The sequence below is a fragment of the Mesorhizobium sp. P2_D1 genome, assembly GCF_056404455.1.
Genome location: NZ_JBFUDZ010000031.1, coordinates 55,430 through 72,956 on the forward strand (window position 1 = coordinate 55,430; position 17,527 = coordinate 72,956).

At 62.7% G+C, this 17,527-nt stretch carries 16 protein-coding genes; 2 read left to right on the plus strand and 14 right to left on the minus strand.

The window, feature by feature from the left end:
• Window positions 1-132: 132 nt before the first annotated feature.
• Complete coding sequence (locus tag AC1D0I_RS21355; RefSeq protein ID WP_477397530.1) at window positions 133-1,227, minus strand: trypsin-like serine peptidase; 1,095 nt, start codon at window positions 1,225-1,227, stop codon at window positions 133-135.
• A gap of 348 nt (window positions 1,228-1,575) precedes the next feature.
• On the opposite strand from AC1D0I_RS21355, the gene AC1D0I_RS21360 reads away from it, so the two are divergent.
• Complete coding sequence (locus AC1D0I_RS21360) at window positions 1,576-2,670, plus strand: S1 family serine peptidase (RefSeq protein ID WP_477397532.1); 1,095 nt, start codon at window positions 1,576-1,578, stop codon at window positions 2,668-2,670.
• Between the two features lie 73 nt (window positions 2,671-2,743).
• On the opposite strand, the gene mgrA is transcribed toward AC1D0I_RS21360, so the two are convergent.
• The 7 genes from mgrA to AC1D0I_RS21395 form a co-directional block, all read right to left on the minus strand.
• A complete protein-coding gene (gene mgrA / locus AC1D0I_RS21365) occupies window positions 2,744-3,790 on the minus strand; it encodes an L-glyceraldehyde 3-phosphate reductase (RefSeq protein ID WP_477397534.1) in 1,047 nt (348 codons plus the stop codon).
• A 120-nt stretch (window positions 3,791-3,910) separates the two neighbouring features.
• Window positions 3,911-5,053: a Gfo/Idh/MocA family protein gene (locus AC1D0I_RS21370; RefSeq protein ID WP_477397536.1), complete on the minus strand. Its 1,143-nt coding sequence runs from the start codon at window positions 5,051-5,053 to the stop codon at window positions 3,911-3,913.
• 11 nt (window positions 5,054-5,064) lie between these two features.
• On the minus strand, window positions 5,065-5,811 hold the full coding sequence (locus AC1D0I_RS21375; RefSeq protein WP_477397538.1) for a sugar phosphate isomerase/epimerase family protein: 747 nt from the start codon (window positions 5,809-5,811) through the stop codon (window positions 5,065-5,067).
• Between the two features lie 42 nt (window positions 5,812-5,853).
• Window positions 5,854-6,951 (minus strand): ABC transporter ATP-binding protein, encoded by a 1,098-nt coding sequence (locus AC1D0I_RS21380; RefSeq protein ID WP_095084756.1) that lies wholly within the window; start codon window positions 6,949-6,951, stop codon window positions 5,854-5,856.
• A gap of 5 nt (window positions 6,952-6,956) precedes the next feature.
• Complete coding sequence (locus AC1D0I_RS21385; protein WP_477397540.1) at window positions 6,957-7,892, minus strand: carbohydrate ABC transporter permease; 936 nt, start codon at window positions 7,890-7,892, stop codon at window positions 6,957-6,959.
• On the minus strand, window positions 7,889-8,785 hold the full coding sequence (locus AC1D0I_RS21390; RefSeq protein ID WP_477397542.1) for a carbohydrate ABC transporter permease: 897 nt from the start codon (window positions 8,783-8,785) through the stop codon (window positions 7,889-7,891). Before AC1D0I_RS21390 ends, AC1D0I_RS21385 begins: the two co-directional genes overlap by 4 nt.
• 209 nt (window positions 8,786-8,994) lie before the next feature.
• Window positions 8,995-10,251, minus strand: coding sequence for an ABC transporter substrate-binding protein (locus AC1D0I_RS21395; protein WP_095084758.1), 1,257 nt, complete (start codon window positions 10,249-10,251; stop codon window positions 8,995-8,997).
• A gap of 404 nt (window positions 10,252-10,655) precedes the next feature.
• On the opposite strand from AC1D0I_RS21395, the gene AC1D0I_RS21400 reads away from it, so the two are divergent.
• Window positions 10,656-11,708, plus strand: a complete 1,053-nt coding sequence (locus AC1D0I_RS21400) for a LacI family transcriptional regulator (protein WP_477397544.1) — start codon at window positions 10,656-10,658, stop codon at window positions 11,706-11,708.
• A 7-nt stretch (window positions 11,709-11,715) separates the two neighbouring features.
• Here the strand turns inward: AC1D0I_RS21400 and gndA are convergent, their stop codons facing one another.
• The 6 genes from gndA to AC1D0I_RS21430 form a co-directional block, all read right to left on the minus strand.
• Window positions 11,716-13,143, minus strand: coding sequence for an NADP-dependent phosphogluconate dehydrogenase (gene gndA, locus AC1D0I_RS21405; protein WP_477227876.1), 1,428 nt, complete (start codon window positions 13,141-13,143; stop codon window positions 11,716-11,718).
• Between the two features lie 158 nt (window positions 13,144-13,301).
• Window positions 13,302-14,906 (minus strand): copper resistance CopC/CopD family protein, encoded by a 1,605-nt coding sequence (locus AC1D0I_RS21410; RefSeq protein ID WP_477397546.1) that lies wholly within the window; start codon window positions 14,904-14,906, stop codon window positions 13,302-13,304.
• Between the two features lie 89 nt (window positions 14,907-14,995).
• A complete protein-coding gene (locus AC1D0I_RS21415) occupies window positions 14,996-15,514 on the minus strand; it encodes a YcnI family copper-binding membrane protein (RefSeq protein ID WP_477397548.1) in 519 nt (172 codons plus the stop codon).
• Window positions 15,515-15,554: 40 nt separating this feature from the next.
• Window positions 15,555-16,091 (minus strand): copper chaperone PCu(A)C, encoded by a 537-nt coding sequence (locus AC1D0I_RS21420; RefSeq protein WP_477397550.1) that lies wholly within the window; start codon window positions 16,089-16,091, stop codon window positions 15,555-15,557.
• 98 nt (window positions 16,092-16,189) lie between these two features.
• Window positions 16,190-16,546, minus strand: coding sequence for a DUF2946 family protein (locus AC1D0I_RS21425; RefSeq protein WP_477397558.1), 357 nt, complete (start codon window positions 16,544-16,546; stop codon window positions 16,190-16,192).
• A 121-nt stretch (window positions 16,547-16,667) separates the two neighbouring features.
• A partial coding sequence (locus tag AC1D0I_RS21430; protein WP_477397552.1) for a GntR family transcriptional regulator occupies window positions 16,668-17,527 on the minus strand: 860 nt, incomplete at its 5' end.

Consider the following 17,527-nt stretch of genomic DNA (forward strand, 5'->3'; position numbering starts at 1 on the left):
CAACCCCTTGGCCCCTTAAGCCTAGTCGGCGAGCCGACCTCGTGCAAGAGAAGCCGCATCGGAAGCATCGGCATGAAAAAGGGCGGCGGGATTGCCCCGCCGCCCTTTGTCTTCACGGTGATTGCGCAGCGATTATTTATACAGGCTGTTGATCCACTGGATGTTGGCCGCGTTCAGGCGCACGGCGGTGTTTGCGTCGGGGCTTTCGGCCACGTTGACGCCGGTGATGATGCGCTGCTTGGAGCTGTTGTCATAGGCATAGACCGAGCTGCCGCTCGACCCCGGGAACGTATCGCAGTCATACTGGAAATATTCCGGAGCGATGTTTTCGGCACGCACTTCGCAGTTCGCCTTCCACATCGTGCCCATCGGCTTGTCGCCGGGGTAGCCGACGAGGTTGGCGGTGAAGTCGCCGAGATCGTCATAATTGGCGTAGCCCAGCCAGCCGAGATTGGTGCCGACATCCTGCTTCAGCGTGATGATGCCGAGATCCCATGGGATGACCGAACCATAATAGCCCTGGTAGTTGTCGATGAAGCCCTGCAGCACGTAAGCGCTCTCATAGGTGAAGGCGCCGAACGGTGCGTCGTCTGCTGTGCTGCCGTTGAGGCCCGGCACGAACAGATACTCGGACAGCCAGTCCTTGTCCTCATGGCTGTAGAGGCAGTGCGCCGCGGTAAGCACCGTGCGCGGGCCGATCAGCGTTGCCGAGCAGCTGCCATAGTTGCCCGTCTTCGGCGATTTGGCTTCGAGGTAGCCGATTGCCGAGAACGGATAGGTCTTGGTGTTCTTGACCTGCTCACGGTCGTCAGTGCCGAAAACCTGGCGACCGGCTTCGCCTTCGCCAAGGTCAGGATCTTCGGTCTTGCGCTGCGCCCCGTCTTTTCCATTAGCCGGCGCATTCAGTTCCTTGACGATAAGGTCCCGCAACGCTTCGCTCGGCTCGATCTTGATCTCCTTGCCATCGGCGGAACGTCCGACGATGCCATAGGATTTGACAGCCGTTGCCTCGTCAGCAAGCGGCGCGGCGCGGCTGTCTTCGTCAGTCAGCTTCGGCGACGCGATTGGTTTTGCCCGCCCGGGCTTATAGTCGCCTGAAGTTACGTCCCGCATGCTTTCGCCATTACCGGCACTGGCGGAGCCAGGATCGGCGGCGAAAACCGGGACCGTCCACATTGCAGTTGAAAGCAATGCGGACGCAATGATAGCGTTTGTCAGTTTTGTCATGGTGAGACTCTCCCAAAAGTCAGCAAGGACTTGATCAAAATACAGAAATATTGTCGAGATCGTGGTGAAGCCGAAAAATGAGTTTGGTTACCGGCGCCTGAACCTGATCATCACCCCACGCGGTCTGTCGAAGGCCCCCGCCAAAGACACCCGCGCCGGTATACTGCCTAAATTAATACAACATTGGAATGACAAATCGCTTCCACGTAGCCCGTGGGGGGCTATAGGGTTTTGAACGGGTTCCGCACGGGAACGCGATCCGCGAAGCGACGCCGGTTTGCTGGCGACTGTTTCGCTGATCATGCGCCGGAGTGGCTCGTTCGGGAACGTGTCTCAGGAGGATTTCAGGTGCACATCATCCATCGGTTCAGGCCGATCGTCTCCGCGTCGGCGCTCGCCATCGCCTCGGCTCTTGCCACCGTCAGCGCCAGCCAGGCGGATGACACCGCCAGGCCCGAAGCGGCGGTCTCGCCGATGAAACGCGTTGCGGATGCCAAGGCCAAGGCTGCGGCGGAAAATCCCGGGGGTGCCGATCGCGTCTATGGCGGCAACCAGGCCGAAAAGGGCGCTTATCCGTTTCAGGTCGCGCTGCTCACCACCGACAGGCTGGACGAGAACCCGGCCTCGCAGGCCAATGCGCAATTCTGCGGCGGCAGCCTGATCGCGCCGCAATGGGTGCTGACGGCGGCCCACTGCCTCAACGACAAGGGCCAGCCGATTTCGCCCGTCGCCGTCACCGTGCTGACCGGCGCCACCGATCTCAGCGAGGGCAAGCGCCACAAGGTGGTGGAGGTCGTCGTCAACGAGGCCTACAGCGAGCAAACGCTTGACAACGACCTCGGCCTGCTGCGGCTTGCAGAGCCGGCCGATGCGCCGACCATCAAGGTCACCCATGACGCCACACCCGACACCGGCAAAACCACTGTCACCGGCTGGGGCAAGATGCAGGATGGCACCTTTCCGACCACGCTGATGGTTGCCGACCTCGACCTGCAGCCGAACACCGCCTGCAACAGCGGCATCAAGGCCATCTATGCGCATGATCTGAAGGCCGCACTTGGCGATCTGTCCCACCGCATGCGTTATTCGGAAAAAGGCATCGACGCTGCCGCCAATGCGATTGCCGCCGACATGACAGACCCGCTGACCGGCAACATGATCTGCGCCGGCACCACCAGCGGCGTGCGCGATGCCTGCAACGGCGACAGCGGCGGTCCGCTGTTCATGACCGGCGCCGACGGTCCGGTCCAGGTCGGCGTCGTCAGCTGGGGCGAAGGTCCGGCGGACGGAAGTGCGGCCTGCGGCCACAAGGACGCGTACGGCATCTACACACGGCTGGCCAACTACACCGGCTGGATCGAGACGAAAATGAAAACGCCAGCGCCGGCGCCGGCAAAGCCCAAGGCAGGGCTAGGCACCGCCCAGAAACCAGCCACGCCCTGAAGCGAAGGCAATTCGCCTCACATGAAAAATGGCGGGAGAGGTCCCGCCGTTTTTATTTGCCGGCTTACCGAGCTTACTTTCTCGGTGGACCTTTGCGCTCGGCTGAAGCCGCCCACAAATTGATGTCGGACTCGCGCGCATAGCTATCGATCTCGGCGAGTTCGGCATCGCTGAAGTCAAGCACCTTGAGCGCGCCAACGCAGTCCTCGACCTGTTCCGGCCGGCTGGCACCGATCAGCGCCGAGGTCACCTTGCCCTTGCGCAGCACCCAGGCCAGCGCCATCTGCGCCAGTGTCTGGCCACGCTTGCCGGCGATCGCATCGAGCGCCTTGATGTTGGCGATGGTCCTGTCGTTGATGAAGGCTGTCTTCAGCGACTTGCCCTGGGAGGCGCGGCTGCCTTCGGGAATGCCACCGAGATATTTGTCGGTCAGCATGCCTTGCGCCAGTGGCGAGAACACGATGGAGCCGACGCCGAGCCCTTCGAGCGTATCGAGCAGGCCGTCTTCCTCCACCCAGCGGTTGAGCATCGAATAGCTCGGCTGATGGATGACGCAAGGCGTGCCAAGCTGCTTCAAAATATCGGCGGCCTCGCGCGTGCGCTGCGAATTGTAGGACGAGATGCCGGCATAGAGCGCCTTGCCCGAGCGCACCGCATGGTCAAGTGCGCCCATCGTTTCTTCCAGCGGCGTATCGTGATCGAAGCGGTGCGAATAGAAGATGTCGACATAGTCGAGCCCCATCCGCTTCAGGCTCTGGTCGAGGCTGGCCAGTATGTACTTGCGCCCGCCCCATTCGCCGTAGGGACCGGCCCACATCTCGTAACCGGCCTTGGTCGAGATGATCAGCTCGTCGCGGTAACCGGCGAAGTCGGTGCGCAGGATTTCGCCGAAAGCGGTCTCGGCCGAGCCGGGCGGCGGACCGTAATTGTTGGCGAGGTCGAAATGCGTGATGCCAAGGTCGAAGGCCCGGCGCACGATCGCCTGCTTGGTCTTGTGCGGTGTGTCATTGCCGAAATTGTGCCACAGCCCCAGCGATATCGCCGGCAGCTTCAGGCCGGAGCGACCACAGCGGTTGTAGATCATGTTCTCGTAGCGGTTTTCGGCGGGGATGTAGGGCATGGGAAAATCCTCAAATGGAAGCGAGCCAGTCGGCTGCCATCGCGACAGCGCGGCGAGTCGGCTCTGCCCCCCACCCTTACCCCCTCCCGGCCGGAACGGGGAGAGGGTTGGGTGCCTGGTCTACTTCTTCTTCGCCAACAGCGCCTTGGCCTCCTTGACGCCAAGTGCGGCCGGCCGTTCGCAACTGGTCTGCATGGCGACGAACTTGCCGGTTTCGCCTGAGCGCAACAGCCCAGTCATCACGTCGACGGCATGCAGTGCCAGTTCCATCGAGCAGCGGTGCGGCCTGCCTTCCGCGATCGCCACCGCCATGTCGGCGAGGCCGGCCGTGCGGTAGTTGGCCATCATGCCTTGCGAATGCATCTCGTTGGGAACACCGAACGGGTGCTCCCATTTCGGCAGCTTCTTGACCGGCTTGCTGTCTTCGGTGAAGCGCACGTCGCCGCCGAAGAAATTCGGATCCGGCACGAACACCGTGCCCGCCTCGCCATAGAGTTCCATCGGCGCGTGGCCATGCGCCCAGACGTCCCAACTGGTGTTCAGCGTCASCACGGCGCCGTTCTCGAACTCTAGCAGGCCGTGGATGGTCGTCGGCGTGTTAACCGGGATCTTTTCGCCCGCGCGCGGCTTTGAGCTGATGGTGCGTTCCTTGGCCGGCGTCGACGCGAAGGCCGCCACCTGCTTCACCGGTCCGATCAGCTGGATCAGATTGGTGATGTAGTATGGCCCGATGTCGAGCACCGGTCCCGCGCCGGGCTGGAAGAAGAAGTCTGGATTTGGGTGCCAGTGCTCCATGCCGTGGCCCATGACGTGGCAGGTGCCGCTGGTGATCTTGCCGAGCTTGCCGGTGTCGATCAGGTCGCGGACCAGCTGATGCGAGCCGCCCAGGAACGTGTCGGGCGCCGAACCGATGCGCAGGCCTTTCGCCTCGGCGCGTTTCTTCAGGTCGAGCCCTTCCTTGACCGACAGCACGAAGGGCTTTTCCGAGTAGACGTGCTTGCCCGCGTCGAGCACCTGCTTCGACACCTCGAAATGCACCGCAGGGATAGTCAAGTTGACGATGATGTCGATGTCGTCGGCCTTGAGCAGATCATCGACGGTTTCGGCGCGCAGCTTGAACTCCTTTGCCCGCGCCTTCGCCGCCTCCATGTTGATGTCGGCGCAGGCACGCATCTCGATGCCGCGGAACAGCGGCGCCAGCGAAAAATACGCCTTCGAGATGTTGCCGCAGCCGATAACGCCGATGCCAAGTTTCTTTGCCATGCTGATTGCTCCTAGTAGGTCTTGACGGCTGCGATCGAGCGGCGGGCGAAGCGCTCGATGTCGTTCGGGTTGTCCTGTTCCATGACGTAGTATTGGGCGCCGCTCTTGGCGCGCAGCACCTTGATCAGGCCGGCCCAGTCGATGGTGCCATGGCCGACATCCGACCAGCCATCCTCGTCCAGCCCCTCGCCAGGCTTGGCCATGTCCTTGACGTGGACGGCGCTGATGCGCTTACCGTATTTGTCGATCCACGCCAGCGGATCGTCGCCGCCGCGCACCACCCAGGCGACGTCGATTTCCCAGCCGATGTCTGGCGCTGCCGCGAGGATAAGCTCCTGCGGCACCGAGCCGTCGGCAAGTTTCTTGAACTCGAAATCATGGTTGTGCCAGGCAAAGCCGTAGCTGGCCTTTTTCGCGGCGTCGTCAACCTTTGCCAGACGCTCGCCGAAGCCGCGCCAGCCGGCGGCATCGGATGGGCGTTGGTCGGGCATCAGAAAAGGACAGATGAGCAGCGTGATGCCGAGTGTGTCGGCAATTTTGCGCACGCCGTCGAAATCGTTCTCGAGCGCGTCGATCGAGAAATGCCCGGTCGGCATGGCGAGCCCGTTCTTGTCGAGTTCGGCGCGAAAGGCCTTGGGATCATCATAGACGCCGCCGAAGCCTTCGACCTGGGTGTAACCGACCTTGCCGAGCGTCTCGAGGACGCCTTCCCAGGGTTGGAAATTGCGGGCGCTGTAAAGTTGGAATGACCAGTTCATCGTCTCTGTCCGTTCTGCTTGGGGAGGAGTAGGGCTTGGGAGCTACATGCGGTTGCCGGATTGGCTGTCGAACAGCGAGGCGCGGGCAGGATCAAAGCCGATCCGGATCGGCTCGCCATTGCGCAGCGTCTTTTCCGCCTCGACGCGGAAGGAGAAATTCTGACCGCCGAGCTTCGTCCATACCAGCGTGTCGGAGCCCATCGGCTCGACGATCTCGACGGCGGCATCGATGGCAAAGGGCATGGCATTTGCCGCCTCGCCAAGGGCGACATGCTCGGGTCGGATACCGAACACGCAAGGGCCGCTGCTGTTACCCGCTGCGTCGAAAGCGTAGCGGGCGAGCGGTATGGATACATTTCCGGTCTTGAAAGCCGCGGTGGCGCCGGTCTCGGCCTGCCCGTCGATGAAGTTCATCGCGGGTGAGCCGAGGAAGCCGGCGACGAAGCGGTTGACCGGGCGATTGTAGATGGTCTGTGGCGCATCGAGCTGCTGGATGACGCCACCCTTCATCACCGCGATGCGATCGGCCAGCGTCATCGCTTCGATCTGGTCGTGGGTGACATAGATCATCGTGTTCTGCAGCTTGCGATGCAGCAGCTTGATCTCGACGCGCAGCTCGGCGCGCAGCTTGGCGTCGAGATTGGACAGCGGCTCGTCGAACAGGAACACGTCGACATCGCGCACCAGCGCCCGTCCGATTGCCACGCGCTGGCGCTGGCCGCCGGACAGTGCTGCCGGTTTGCGTTGCAGCAGCGGCTCGATCTGCAGGATCTCGGCCGCCCGCGCGATCCGCTTGGCGATCTCGTCCTTCGGCGTGCCGGCGACACGCAACCCGAAGGACAGGTTCTTCTCCACCGTCATTTGCGGGTAGAGCGCATAGGACTGGAACACCATGCCGATGCCGCGATCCTTGGGCTCTTCCCAGGTGACGTTCTTGCCCTTGATGAAGATGCTGCCTTCGGAGACGTCGAGCAGGCCGGCAATGCAGTTGAGCAAGGTCGACTTGCCACAGCCCGAGGGCCCGAGCAGCACGATGAATTCGCCCTCGGCGACATCGAGATTAAGTGTCTCCAGTACGGTCACCACACCGAAGCTCAGCGACAAATCCTGGATCGAAACGCTGGTACCGTTCTGCGCCATATCCACTAGCCTTTCACCGCGCCAGCGGCGATGCCGCGCACGAACCATCGTCCGGAGATGAAGTAGATGAGCAGAGGCACCGCAGCCGTCAGAATGGTTGCCGCCATGTTGACATTGTACTCCCTCACGCCGGTGGTGGTGTTGACGATATTGTTGAGCTGCACCGTCATCGGCCAGTTGGACCGCCCGGCAAACACGATGCCGAACAGGAAGTCGTTCCAGATGCCGGTAACTTGCAGGATGACGGCGACGACGGTGATCGGCACCGACATCGGCAGCATGATGTAGAAAAAGATGCGCCAGAAACCCGCACCGTCGACACGCGCTGCCTTGAACAGCTCGACCGGTATTGCGGCGTAGAAATTGCGGAACAGCAGCGTCAGGATCGGCATTCCGAAGATGGTGTGCACGATGATGATGCCCGGAAGCGAGGCGAACAGCCCGACCGAGCTCAATCCGATGATCAATGGATAGATCACGACCTGATAGGGCACGAAGGCGCCAAACACGAGCAACCCGAAGAGCAGATTGGCGCCCTTGTATGGCCAGAAGGTCAGCGCGTAACCGTTGATCGACGCGCAGATGATCGAGATGATCACGCTGGGCAGGGTGATCTTCACCGAATTGTAGAAGCCTGGACTGAGGCCGTTGCAATCGCGACCGGTGCAGGCGTGGAGCCAGGCATCGGCCCAGGGTTGAAAGGTCGGCTCGCCCGGAAGGTTGAAAAGATGTCCCAGCCTGATCTCCGGCATCCCCTTCAATGAGGTGACGATCATGATGTAGACGGGGATGAGGAAGAAGAGGGCCGCAACGACCAGGAAAGCATAGATGCCGATGCGGCCGGCCGATATCCGTCGCGGTTTCGGCCCGAAGGGCGCCACGCCAGCCTGATGCGACGCTTCCCGGGGCGGTTGAATTGCGGTGATCTGTCCGACGGTCATGCGCCCGCCTCCCGCAGGCGATTTCGCCGCCATAGTAGAATTCCGCTGAAAGCCAGTACGATCAGGACCGGCAGCAGCATCATCGTTGCCCCAGCCATGCCTTGGCCGACGTTCTGGCGAACCGTGATGAGCTGGATGACGTAGACTGCCGGCATGGACGTGGCGATGCCAGGCCCACCGCCGGTCATGGCAATGACCAGGTCGTAGACGCGCACCACGCCTACGCATTGGAGAACGAAGGCGGTGGCGAAGGCGCCCTTCATCATCGGCGCCACGATGGAAACGTGCGTGCGCCAGGTCGGGATGCCGTCGACCCTCGCGGCTTTCCAGATATCCTCGTCAATGCCGCGCAGGCCGGCAAGCAGGATCGCCATCGTCACGCCCGAGCCCTGCCAGATGCCCGCCACGACCAGTGCGTACAGCGCGGTCTCGGCGCTGACCAGCGGGGCGAAGCTGAAACTCGACCAGTCCCAGTTGCGCAGCGCCTCCTGCAGGCCGAGGTTGGGGTCGAGCGCCCACTGCCACACGAGTCCGGTGACGATCAGCGACATGGCAAAAGGATACAGGAAGATCGAGCGGAACAGGTCCTCCTGGCGGATACGCTGGTCCATGAAAACGGCGAGCAGGTAGCCGAACACCATGTTGCAGGTGATGGACATCAGGCCGAAGAACCAGATGTTGTTGACCGACACGAGCCAGCGGTTGTCGGCCCAGAGGCGCCTGTACTGCGCCAGACCGACGAAATCGTAGGTGGGGAAGAGCTTCGAACTGGTGAAGGACCATAGCACCGAGAAGCCGATGCCGATCACGAACACGCCGAGGGCAACGAGAATCATCGGTATCGTCCCGATGACGGCAGGCAGGTGAAATCTGTGCCTCCAGCTCTTCTGCATCGTCCGTCTTTCTCCGCTTCCACCGACGCCTTGAGGGTCGTTTGCCGACGTGAAAGTCAGCGTTGTCCGAACCACCTGGCTTCAGACCGCCGCAGCTTCCCGTCCTGCGATTGTCAGCCCGTTGCCGAGAAAAAAGAGAGCTTCCTGTCGGGTCGGGACGCGACCGAGGCGCCGCTGTAAGGGCGGCGCCTCGGGGTAGTGATCGGTTCCTAGTCGGAATTGCCGATGATCGTGGCGAACTTCGCAGTGGCGTCGTCAGCCGTCATGGAGTCGTCTGCGAAGAATTGCGCGACGAGCTCATTGAGCTGCTGATTGGTGTTCTCGGTGATGAACCGGTTCGTCGCGGTGACGATGTTGGCCGGGTCCTCCACCGCCTTAAGCGACTTCTGCATGCACGGGTCGGCTGTCGACATGTCGACATCGCCACGCACGGGCATGGAACCCTTGGCGTTGTTGAAGGCGACCTGGACCTCCGGGCTGATCAGCAGCGCCGCAAGACGTTTCTGCGCTGCTTCGACATCCGGATTGTTCTGCTTGAAGAACAGGATGATGTCGCCGTCGGTGCTGACCACCGGCTTGGCCTCGTTCAGGCCGATCATGCAGCCGAAATCCTTGACTCCGGTCATGCCGGCGGCCGCGAATTCGCCGCGCGCCCAGTCGCCCATCACCTGAAGTCCGGCCTTGCCGGTGATCACCAGGTTGGTGGTGTCGTTCCAGTTGCGGTTGGCGTAGCCGTTGTCGGTGAACTGCTTCAGGGCCCTCAACTGCGTGAAGACGCCTTTCATCTCTGGGCTGCCCGCAATTTCGGCGCTCTTGGTGGTATACATCTTGTCGCGCTGGGCGACACCGAGAGCCTCGGTAACCATGTCCTGGAAGAGCAACTGAATCTGCCAGCCGTTTCCGTCGCCGCCGATGGCGAAGGGGATGAGGCCTGCCTCCTTGATCTTCGGCGCGGCCGCGAGGAAATCGGCCAGGTTCTTCGGCTCCGGCACGCCCGCTTTCTCGAACACCGGCTTGGAGTACCAGGCCCAGTAATTCGAATGGATGTTGACCGGAACGCACCACCAGTGGCCGTCAACGAGGCAGGCGCTACCGATCGCCTTCGGGCGAATGACCTCATCCCACTTGCCGGCGGTCGCGACGTCCGTCAGGTCGAGCAGCTTGCCGCCCGAAATCAGTTCTTCGTACTGCCGGCCGGGATTGAACTGAGCGGCACCGGGCGGATCGCCGCCGAGCACGCGCTGCATGACGGTCGATCGGGCGGTCTCGCCGAGTGCGATGGCGCTGTCCACCCAGCGGTCGCCGTGGCCGTCATTGTCAAAGGCCTTTGCGAACTGCGAGACCGCCGCCGACTCGCCCTTCGACGTCCACCAGTGAATCACTTCCAGGTCCGTCGCCGCGGCCGGACCGGCAAATTGCAGAGTAGCCGTCGCTGCCAGCGCAGCGGTCAAAAGTCTGTATCGCATTTCGGTTCCTCCCAGAATCTGAAACGTTACAGATTTTCGATACGGGAATTGCGTGACCTGCGCAACCCCCAACTACGAAACGAGTTCGACATTTTTTCGAGCCGCGAACAAATTCACATGAGCAATCGCTTTTATATGCGCCGCAGCATGGATCGCTGCACTGCAAGACATCAAACTGCGCGTGAAAGCCGGCAAAGGCAGTGACAAAAGCGATTTCTTCTGCAATCCCAATGGATTTCCGCAAGACAGCCGTCGGCCTCGCCGCGAGTGGCGGCAACTCGATATTGGCAATCTGTAACGTTTCAGTATATTGACGCTTGCCGGGGCTGGAACGCATACCGTATCGCTGTGGCGGCGATTGCCGATCCGGCCTGCGGCTGCTATGCGCCTGACGGGCGGGACGAATGGACAGACGGCGTACGGAAAACAACGAAGAGGCGTTGGCGCAGGGGCGGCCGACTTTGAAGACGCTTGCCTTCATGACCGGGCTCGGCGTCACCACCGTGTCGCGGGCCTTGAAGGACGCCCCGGAAATCGGTGCCGAAACAAGGCGCCGTGTCCAACTCGTCGCCAAGCAGATCGGCTACCGGCCGAACCGCGCCGGCGTACGCCTGCGCACCGGCAGGACCAATGTCATCAGCCTCGTGCTCAACACCGAACGCGAGATCATGAGCTTCGTCTCGGACATCATCTACGGCGTCTCGGAGGTCATTGCCGACACACCCTACCACCTGGTCGTTACGCCCTATTCGCGCTCGCAGGATCCGCTCGACCCCATACGCTACTTGGTCGAGACGGGCTCCGCCGACGGCGTCATCATCTCACGCACGCAGCCGAATGACCCACGGGCCCGCTACATGCTGGAGCACGGCATTCCCTTTGCCACGCATGGCCGCACCGATATGGGGCTGGTCCACCCCTATCATGATTTCGACAACTACGCTTTTGCGGTGGAAGCCGTGCGTCGTCTGGCCGGCATCGGCCGCCGCCGGCTCGCTTTGTTGTCACCGCCCGTCGGGCTGACCTACCACAGTCATACCGTCAACGGCTTTGCCGATGCGCTGAGCGAGGTCGGCGCCAGCGAAATTCCCTTCAACACCGTTTCTATCGACCATACGATCGAACAGATCAGAATGCGCACCGCGCAAGTGATGCGCCGCGAAGACCGGCCGGACGGCTTCGTCAGCAGCGCCGCCGCCGCGACATTGGCCATCGTCGCCGGCATCGAGGATGCCGGCCTCAAGCTTGGCCGTGACGTCGATGTCGTGTCCAAGCAATCGTCGGACCTGCTGCATCTGTTTCGCACGGAATTGCTGGTCGTCAACGAGAATTTCCGGCTGGCGGGCTCCGAACTCGCCCGCTCCGTTCTCGGCTGGATCGGCGGCGCCGCGCCCGGCACGCTGCAGAGCCTGAGCGTACCGAGCGAGGTCCTGGCCTATCGGCGCTCGCTGGATTAGCCATTTTTCAGCCAGCCGCACCGCTGCCCCACGGCCCGTGGAATGCGCCCGGTCCGTCGATACGCTCGAAGCCATGCGCACCAAAGAAGTCGCGCTGCGCCTGGATCAGGTTCGAGGTGCCGCGGCCCTGGCGGTAACTGTCAAAATAGGCAAGTGCGGAAGACAGCGCCGGCACCGGCGAGCCTGCCTCCGATGCCCTTGCCACGATACGCCGCAGCGACGGATGCGCTTCCTGCATCAGGGCGATAAAGGCCGGCGCCATCAGAAGATTGGTCGATGCGCCGCCGGAACCAAACGCCTCGGCCATGGTGTCGAGCATCTGCGAGCGGATGATGCAGCCGGCGCGCCAGATCCTGGCGATGGTCGGCATCGGCAGGTTCCAGTTGAACTCCTTGGAGGCGCCGCTCATCACTGCAAAGCCTTGCGCGTAGGCGGCGATCTTGCCGGCGAACAGCGCCAGTTCGAGATCTCCAAGCAATGCGTCCCTGTCGCCGGAAATCTTCGTCACGCCGATATTGCCATAGGCTTTTTCCGCCGCCTGCCGCTCGTCCTTGATCGACGACAGCACGCGCGCCGCCACGGCCGCCTCGATCGCGGTCGCCGGAATGCCGAGCTGCTGCGCCTCGATGACCGACCATTTGCCGGTGCCCTTCTGGCCGGCGCGGTCGAGGATGATGTCGACCACCGGCTTGCCGGTCTTCGGATCGTCTGCGGCCAGCACCTTGGCGGTGATCTCGATCAGGTAGGAATTGAGCCTGCCCTTGTTCCAGTTGGAAAACACCGTGCCTATATCCTTAGGCCCCATGCCGAGGCCGTCGCGCAGGATGCCGTAGATTTCGGCGATCATCTGCATATCGGCATATTCGATGCCGTTATGGATGGTCTTGACGAAATGGCCGGCGCCGTCGGTGCCGAGCCACGCCGCGCAGGGCTCGTCGTTGAATTTGGCGGAGATCGCGGTCAGCACCTTCTCGACGCGTTTCCAGGAATCCTCGGTGCCGCCGACCATGATCGACGGCCCGTGGCGCGCCCCCTCCTCGCCGCCGGACACGCCCATGCCGATGAAAGTCAGACCCGAGCCCGAAAGCTCGGAGAAGCGCCGCATCGTGTCGCGGAAATTGGCGTTGCCGGCATCGATGACGATGTCGTTGGCCGACAGCACGCCACGCAAGGCTTCGATCTGTTCGTCGACCGGCTTGCCGGCCAGCACCATAATGATGATCGGGCGTGGCGGTCGGATCGCGGCGGCGAGTTCTTCCAGGCTGTAGCAAGGCACCACCATGTCCTTCAGCGCGCCGGCATTCTCGACGAAAGCGTCGGTGCGTGCCCTGGTGCGGTTGAAGACAGCGATGCGGTGCCCGTGCTCGGCGATGTTGAGCGCCAGGTTGGAGCCCATCGTGCCAAGGCCGATCAGGCCGATTTCGGCTTTTTCCATCGTTTCTTCCCTGCTTTCGGATCTTGTTGGTTCGAGCTCGCGGTTTGCCGGGATGCCCATTCTTCGGCGAGATGATTGACGGGCCTTTCGGGCCGCGTCAACCGCCTCGCCGAATTGTGTTGCATCGGCCGAGTTCGGGGCACTTGCCGGTCCAGCTTTTACGGTCTGATATCGACAGGCGCTTCGATCTTCACCATCTCGAAGTCCGAGACCAGGATGTCGATGCGCACCGTCCAGCGGCCAGGAACCGGGATGACGAGGTCGTCGACACGCCAGCTGCCATCGCCGGGCTTGGTCGCGGCACGTTTGAGCGGCTCAATGCCTGAATCGGACTTCGACAACACCAGCGTCACCTCCTTGGCGTCGAGCGGTCCGAAATCGCCGGTCATGATGATCATCGAGGCGACGACCGGTCCGGTATGGCCGGGTGTGATGCTGAGATCCGCCATCGCTTGCAGCGCATGGATATGGACCGAAACCGGCTGGGCCGCGGCGATCGCCAGTGCCCGTGGCGGCGGCGTGAAGCGCCAGCCCCCGGCAACACCGAAGATCGCCAGCACGATCAGCATTTCGACGCCGATCGAGCGGGCGAGCCTGCGCTGCACTTCCGTCGCTCCGGCCTCGGCCGATGCAGTGAGCTTCCAGCGGTTGACGGCGGCAAGCGTGAACAGGAAGACCAGCAGCCCGAGCTTGATCAGCAGCAGCTTGCCATAGGCGGTGTTGACCAGCGCCGCCGGCGTATGCACCTGGATGACGGCAAGCACGATGCCGGCAGTGACAAGAACGGCCACCACAGGCACGATCATGCGTGAGAACCGCCGCAGGAATGGCGCGACCTCCGCCGACTGACCTTTCAGCGCCAGACAGAGCGGCATCAATGCGCCGGCCCAGAAGGCGATGCCGACGCCGTGCAGGAACACCATCGGTCGCGTCAGCCATTGCGGCTCGGCGGCACTGGCATGGCCGCTGGCGGCCAGCGCAATACCCACACCGGCAAGTCCAGCCAGCGCGACCGGCTTGGCGGCCAAGCGTGGCCCGGCCAGCGACAGCAGGCCGAGCCCCAGCGCGATCAAGGCGGCCAGCACCGTCCAGCCGAAGCTGGTATCGAGCCCGGTCCGCCAGATGACCGGCTGCGCCAGATGGGAGAGCGGCGCCCCGAGCGCATCAAGCCCCTGCAAGCCGAGCGACAGCGGGGCCGCGACCAGCCCGCACAGGATTGCCCCGATAACGAAACGCCGGCCGGACGGCCCGCCCTGGGTCAGCCAGGCAAGGGCGAAAGCGCCGCCGACGCCAAGGAAAAGACCAATGTAGAGAAGAACCTTGCCGAGCCAGATTGCCGACCACTGCGGCCAGTCGACGGCCTCGGAGGCGACCGGCGGCTCCGTTGGCGCGCCAATGGAAAACAGCAGCGAGCCGCCGACCGGATGACCATCGGCGGAGATGACGCGCCAGCTCAGCACATGCGTGCCGGATTTGAGGTCCTGCGGATTGTCGATTTCGACCGTCTGGTCGCTGAGGCGGAAAGCGGTCAGCGGAACCGGCGTGCCGTCGGGCTTCACCAGCGTCAGCACCAGCGGTGAGACCGGCTCGCTGAAGGTCAGCGAGAACTGTGCCGGCCCCTGTGCCAGCACCGCACCGTCGGCCGGGTCGGTCTTGATCAACGCGGCATGGGCAAAGGCCGGACTTGTCGAGGCCGTGAAAATGAGCAGCATCATCATGGCCAGAAAGCCCCCGGCAACCCGGCTGACGAGCTTGCTGGCCATGTGAATCATCCGCAGTGAGGATATCGCGACCATGCCATTGCCATGAAATGGCGGCGCATTCCGCGAACCGAGCGCGCCGCCGAAAGACATCATTTCTTCGGCAACAGCTTGATGCCAGGCGCCGGATTCTCCAGGGCGTCTTCATCCTGCCCTGCTGCCGGGATCTCGATCCAGCGATCGGCGGCGCCGTCGCATTCCTGCACCACAGGGAAGTAGAGCTTCTGGCCCACGGGCAGATCGGCCGTCAGCGTCGCGCGGAAAACAAACTCGTCATAGAATTCATCCGGCAGGCTGCCGCCGCTCCAGTCGACTTCCTTGACCCCATCGGTCACCGCCTGACCGTAGAGCTGGTAGGATTTGTCGTACTTGCCTTTCTTGACCTGCAGCGTCCAGCCCGGCTTCGGCATCGGCTTCACCGCGATCACCCCTTCCGGGATCTGCACGCGCAACGCGATCGTCGCCTTGCCGTCGCAACCATGCGGCACGCGCAAGACAGCCTTGTAGGTCGAGCCGACGGCCGCTTCCTGGGTTTCGAGCGTGATGTGCGCGAAAGCAGCACTTGTCCCGAGGAGAAAAAACGCACCGACCGACAAAAGGTACTTGTTCATAATGGTCCCTCTGATTTCAGATTTTGTCGAAATGGTGCGATCAATCGGCGTGGTCGTCCGTGGCGCCACCCATGCCCTCGACGGCGAAGTCGACGCTGACGGTGCCGGCCTTCTCGAAGGTCAGCGTGGCGGAGAAGGTTTCGCCTTGCTTGGGTTGCCGTTTCAGGCCGATGAACATCAAATGATAGCCGCCAGGCGCCAGTGCGACCTTGCCGCCGGCCGGAATCTCCAGGCCGCCGGCAACGGGCCGCATGGTCATGACACCGTCCTTGACGCTCATTTCATGCAGTTCGGCCTTGTCCGAGATGTCGGTGGAAATCGACAGCAGCCGGTCCGGCGTGCTGCCTTTGTTGGTGATGGTGAAATAGCCGCCGGCCACCTTGGCGCCTACCGGCGTTGCACGTGACCAGGGGTGCCCGATCTCGAGATCGCCGATCTTGAACCCATGCGCGAAGCCGGTCTGGGCGCCGGCGAACAACAGCGCAAAAGCCAGTACGGCGATGCCAAGGCGCGCCTCGAAGGTGCGCAATATGCTGCCGGGCATAGGACGCGCGGCGATGCGAAAAAATTGGGACATGGTTGCTCCATGAAGTGAAGGTCGCGCCGTTACCGGTCGCGGACAGTTTTGATGTTTGGATGGGTACGCCCGCGAAAGGTTCCGCCGGCCAGACAGACTCAGGCCGTCCGCGGCGGCGCGCGCGGATTCGACGGCGAGCGCTCACGCGCAAAGTCGAGATGGATGGCCGCCGGAAAGACGAAGGCGACGGCCTCAAAGGAACGCGCGCCCAGGGCAAGCCCCGCAACGGGCGGCGGTGCAAAGGCCGGCGAAAACATGCTGCAGCCAAGCACGCAACATGCCGGCAGATGCGACGGCGGCGGGTTGCCGCTGGGAAGCTGGGTCGCACCCTCACGGGTGCAGATGACGTTGCCGAAGGCATCGAGTTGTGACGCATTCGGCGCAGTGCCGAAGGCGAACGCACCGAGCGTCGACTGGAGCAGCAGCAGATGGGCCGCGACAAGCGCGACCAGAATGCTCCACCGCTTCTCCCGGCTGTTCAAACGATCTGCCTCATCAAGCAATCACCGGAGAGATACCTATCACGGTAGGGACAGGTCGAAAATCGGCAATTCGATGCTGCGGCAACGCGGCATATCAGGGTTTCAGGGGCGGCCGGCTCTCCGGGATCGAGGTCAGCAATGTCTGGCGCGCCGACTTCAGGTGCTTGCGGCAGGCGGCGTCGACCTTGCCGAGGTCTCGCGATTTGAGTGCCGCGATATAGGCCAGATGCTCACCGATCGCGACCTCGTTGCGCTCGCGCTCCTGCGCCTTGTTCCACTGGTAGTGATAGTGGAAGATCATGGCGATGACGTCGTAGAAATCGACGATGAAGCGGTTGTGCGACGCCCGGTGGATGAGCCGATGGAAGCGCTCATCCAGCTCCGAGAATTCGTTGAAGCGCGTGGCGATTTCGCTCGCCAGCTGGCGATGCTCGTCCTCCAGCCGGTCGAGATCGGTCCAGACCGCGCTGTCCTGTGGCAGAGCGGCGAAGGCCGCCGCCGACCGCAGTTCGAACATCTCGCGGATTTCGGTCAGTTCCAGCGCGAAGGCACGGGTGAAGCCCTTCAGCACCCAATGGCTGTTGCGGCGCTTCTCGATCAGGCCGAAGCGGGAGAAGCGGATCAGGAACTCGCGCACGCTAGTGGTGCCGACGCCGATCTCGCGCGCCAGTTCGAGCTCGTTGATCTGCATGCCGGCCTCGGCGCCGCCGGCGAGCAGCCGTCGCATGAACGACCGCTCGATGATCTCGGCCAGCGTGTCGGTCTCTTCCTCGGGGAAGAAATCATCGGGACGCGGTTCGCGCAGCACCGTCTTGGCGCGCTTGTTCCAGGCGATCAGCCCGGTCTCTTCCATGCGCGCCAGGATGGTGCGGACGGTCGTCCGGCTGACACCGAGCAATGTACCCAGCTCCGGCTCCGAAGGCAGGCTACGTGTTTCATCGAGCAGCCTGAGGC

What these genes read in the sequence shown, in the direction of transcription:
- AC1D0I_RS21400 (WP_477397544.1), top strand. Translation starts at nt 10,656, where the DNA reads ATGGACAGACGGCGTACGGAAAACAACGAAGAGGCGTTGGCGCAGGGG.
- AC1D0I_RS21380 (WP_095084756.1), bottom strand. Translation starts at nt 6,951, where the DNA reads ATGGCGCAGAACGGTACCAGCGTTTCGATCCAGGATTTGTCGCTGAGC.
- AC1D0I_RS21410 (WP_477397546.1), bottom strand. Translation starts at nt 14,906, where the DNA reads ATGGCCAGCAAGCTCGTCAGCCGGGTTGCCGGGGGCTTTCTGGCCATG.
- AC1D0I_RS21385 (WP_477397540.1), bottom strand. Translation starts at nt 7,892, where the DNA reads ATGACCGTCGGACAGATCACCGCAATTCAACCGCCCCGGGAAGCGTCG.
- AC1D0I_RS21415 (WP_477397548.1), bottom strand. Translation starts at nt 15,514, where the DNA reads ATGAACAAGTACCTTTTGTCGGTCGGTGCGTTTTTTCTCCTCGGGACA.
- AC1D0I_RS21395 (WP_095084758.1), bottom strand. Translation starts at nt 10,251, where the DNA reads ATGCGATACAGACTTTTGACCGCTGCGCTGGCAGCGACGGCTACTCTG.
- gndA (WP_477227876.1), bottom strand. Translation starts at nt 13,143, where the DNA reads ATGGAAAAAGCCGAAATCGGCCTGATCGGCCTTGGCACGATGGGCTCC.
- AC1D0I_RS21375 (WP_477397538.1), bottom strand. Translation starts at nt 5,811, where the DNA reads ATGAACTGGTCATTCCAACTTTACAGCGCCCGCAATTTCCAACCCTGG.
- AC1D0I_RS21390 (WP_477397542.1), bottom strand. Translation starts at nt 8,785, where the DNA reads ATGCAGAAGAGCTGGAGGCACAGATTTCACCTGCCTGCCGTCATCGGG.
- AC1D0I_RS21355 (WP_477397530.1), bottom strand. Translation starts at nt 1,227, where the DNA reads ATGACAAAACTGACAAACGCTATCATTGCGTCCGCATTGCTTTCAACT.
- AC1D0I_RS21420 (WP_477397550.1), bottom strand. Translation starts at nt 16,091, where the DNA reads ATGTCCCAATTTTTTCGCATCGCCGCGCGTCCTATGCCCGGCAGCATA.
- mgrA (WP_477397534.1), bottom strand. Translation starts at nt 3,790, where the DNA reads ATGCCCTACATCCCCGCCGAAAACCGCTACGAGAACATGATCTACAAC.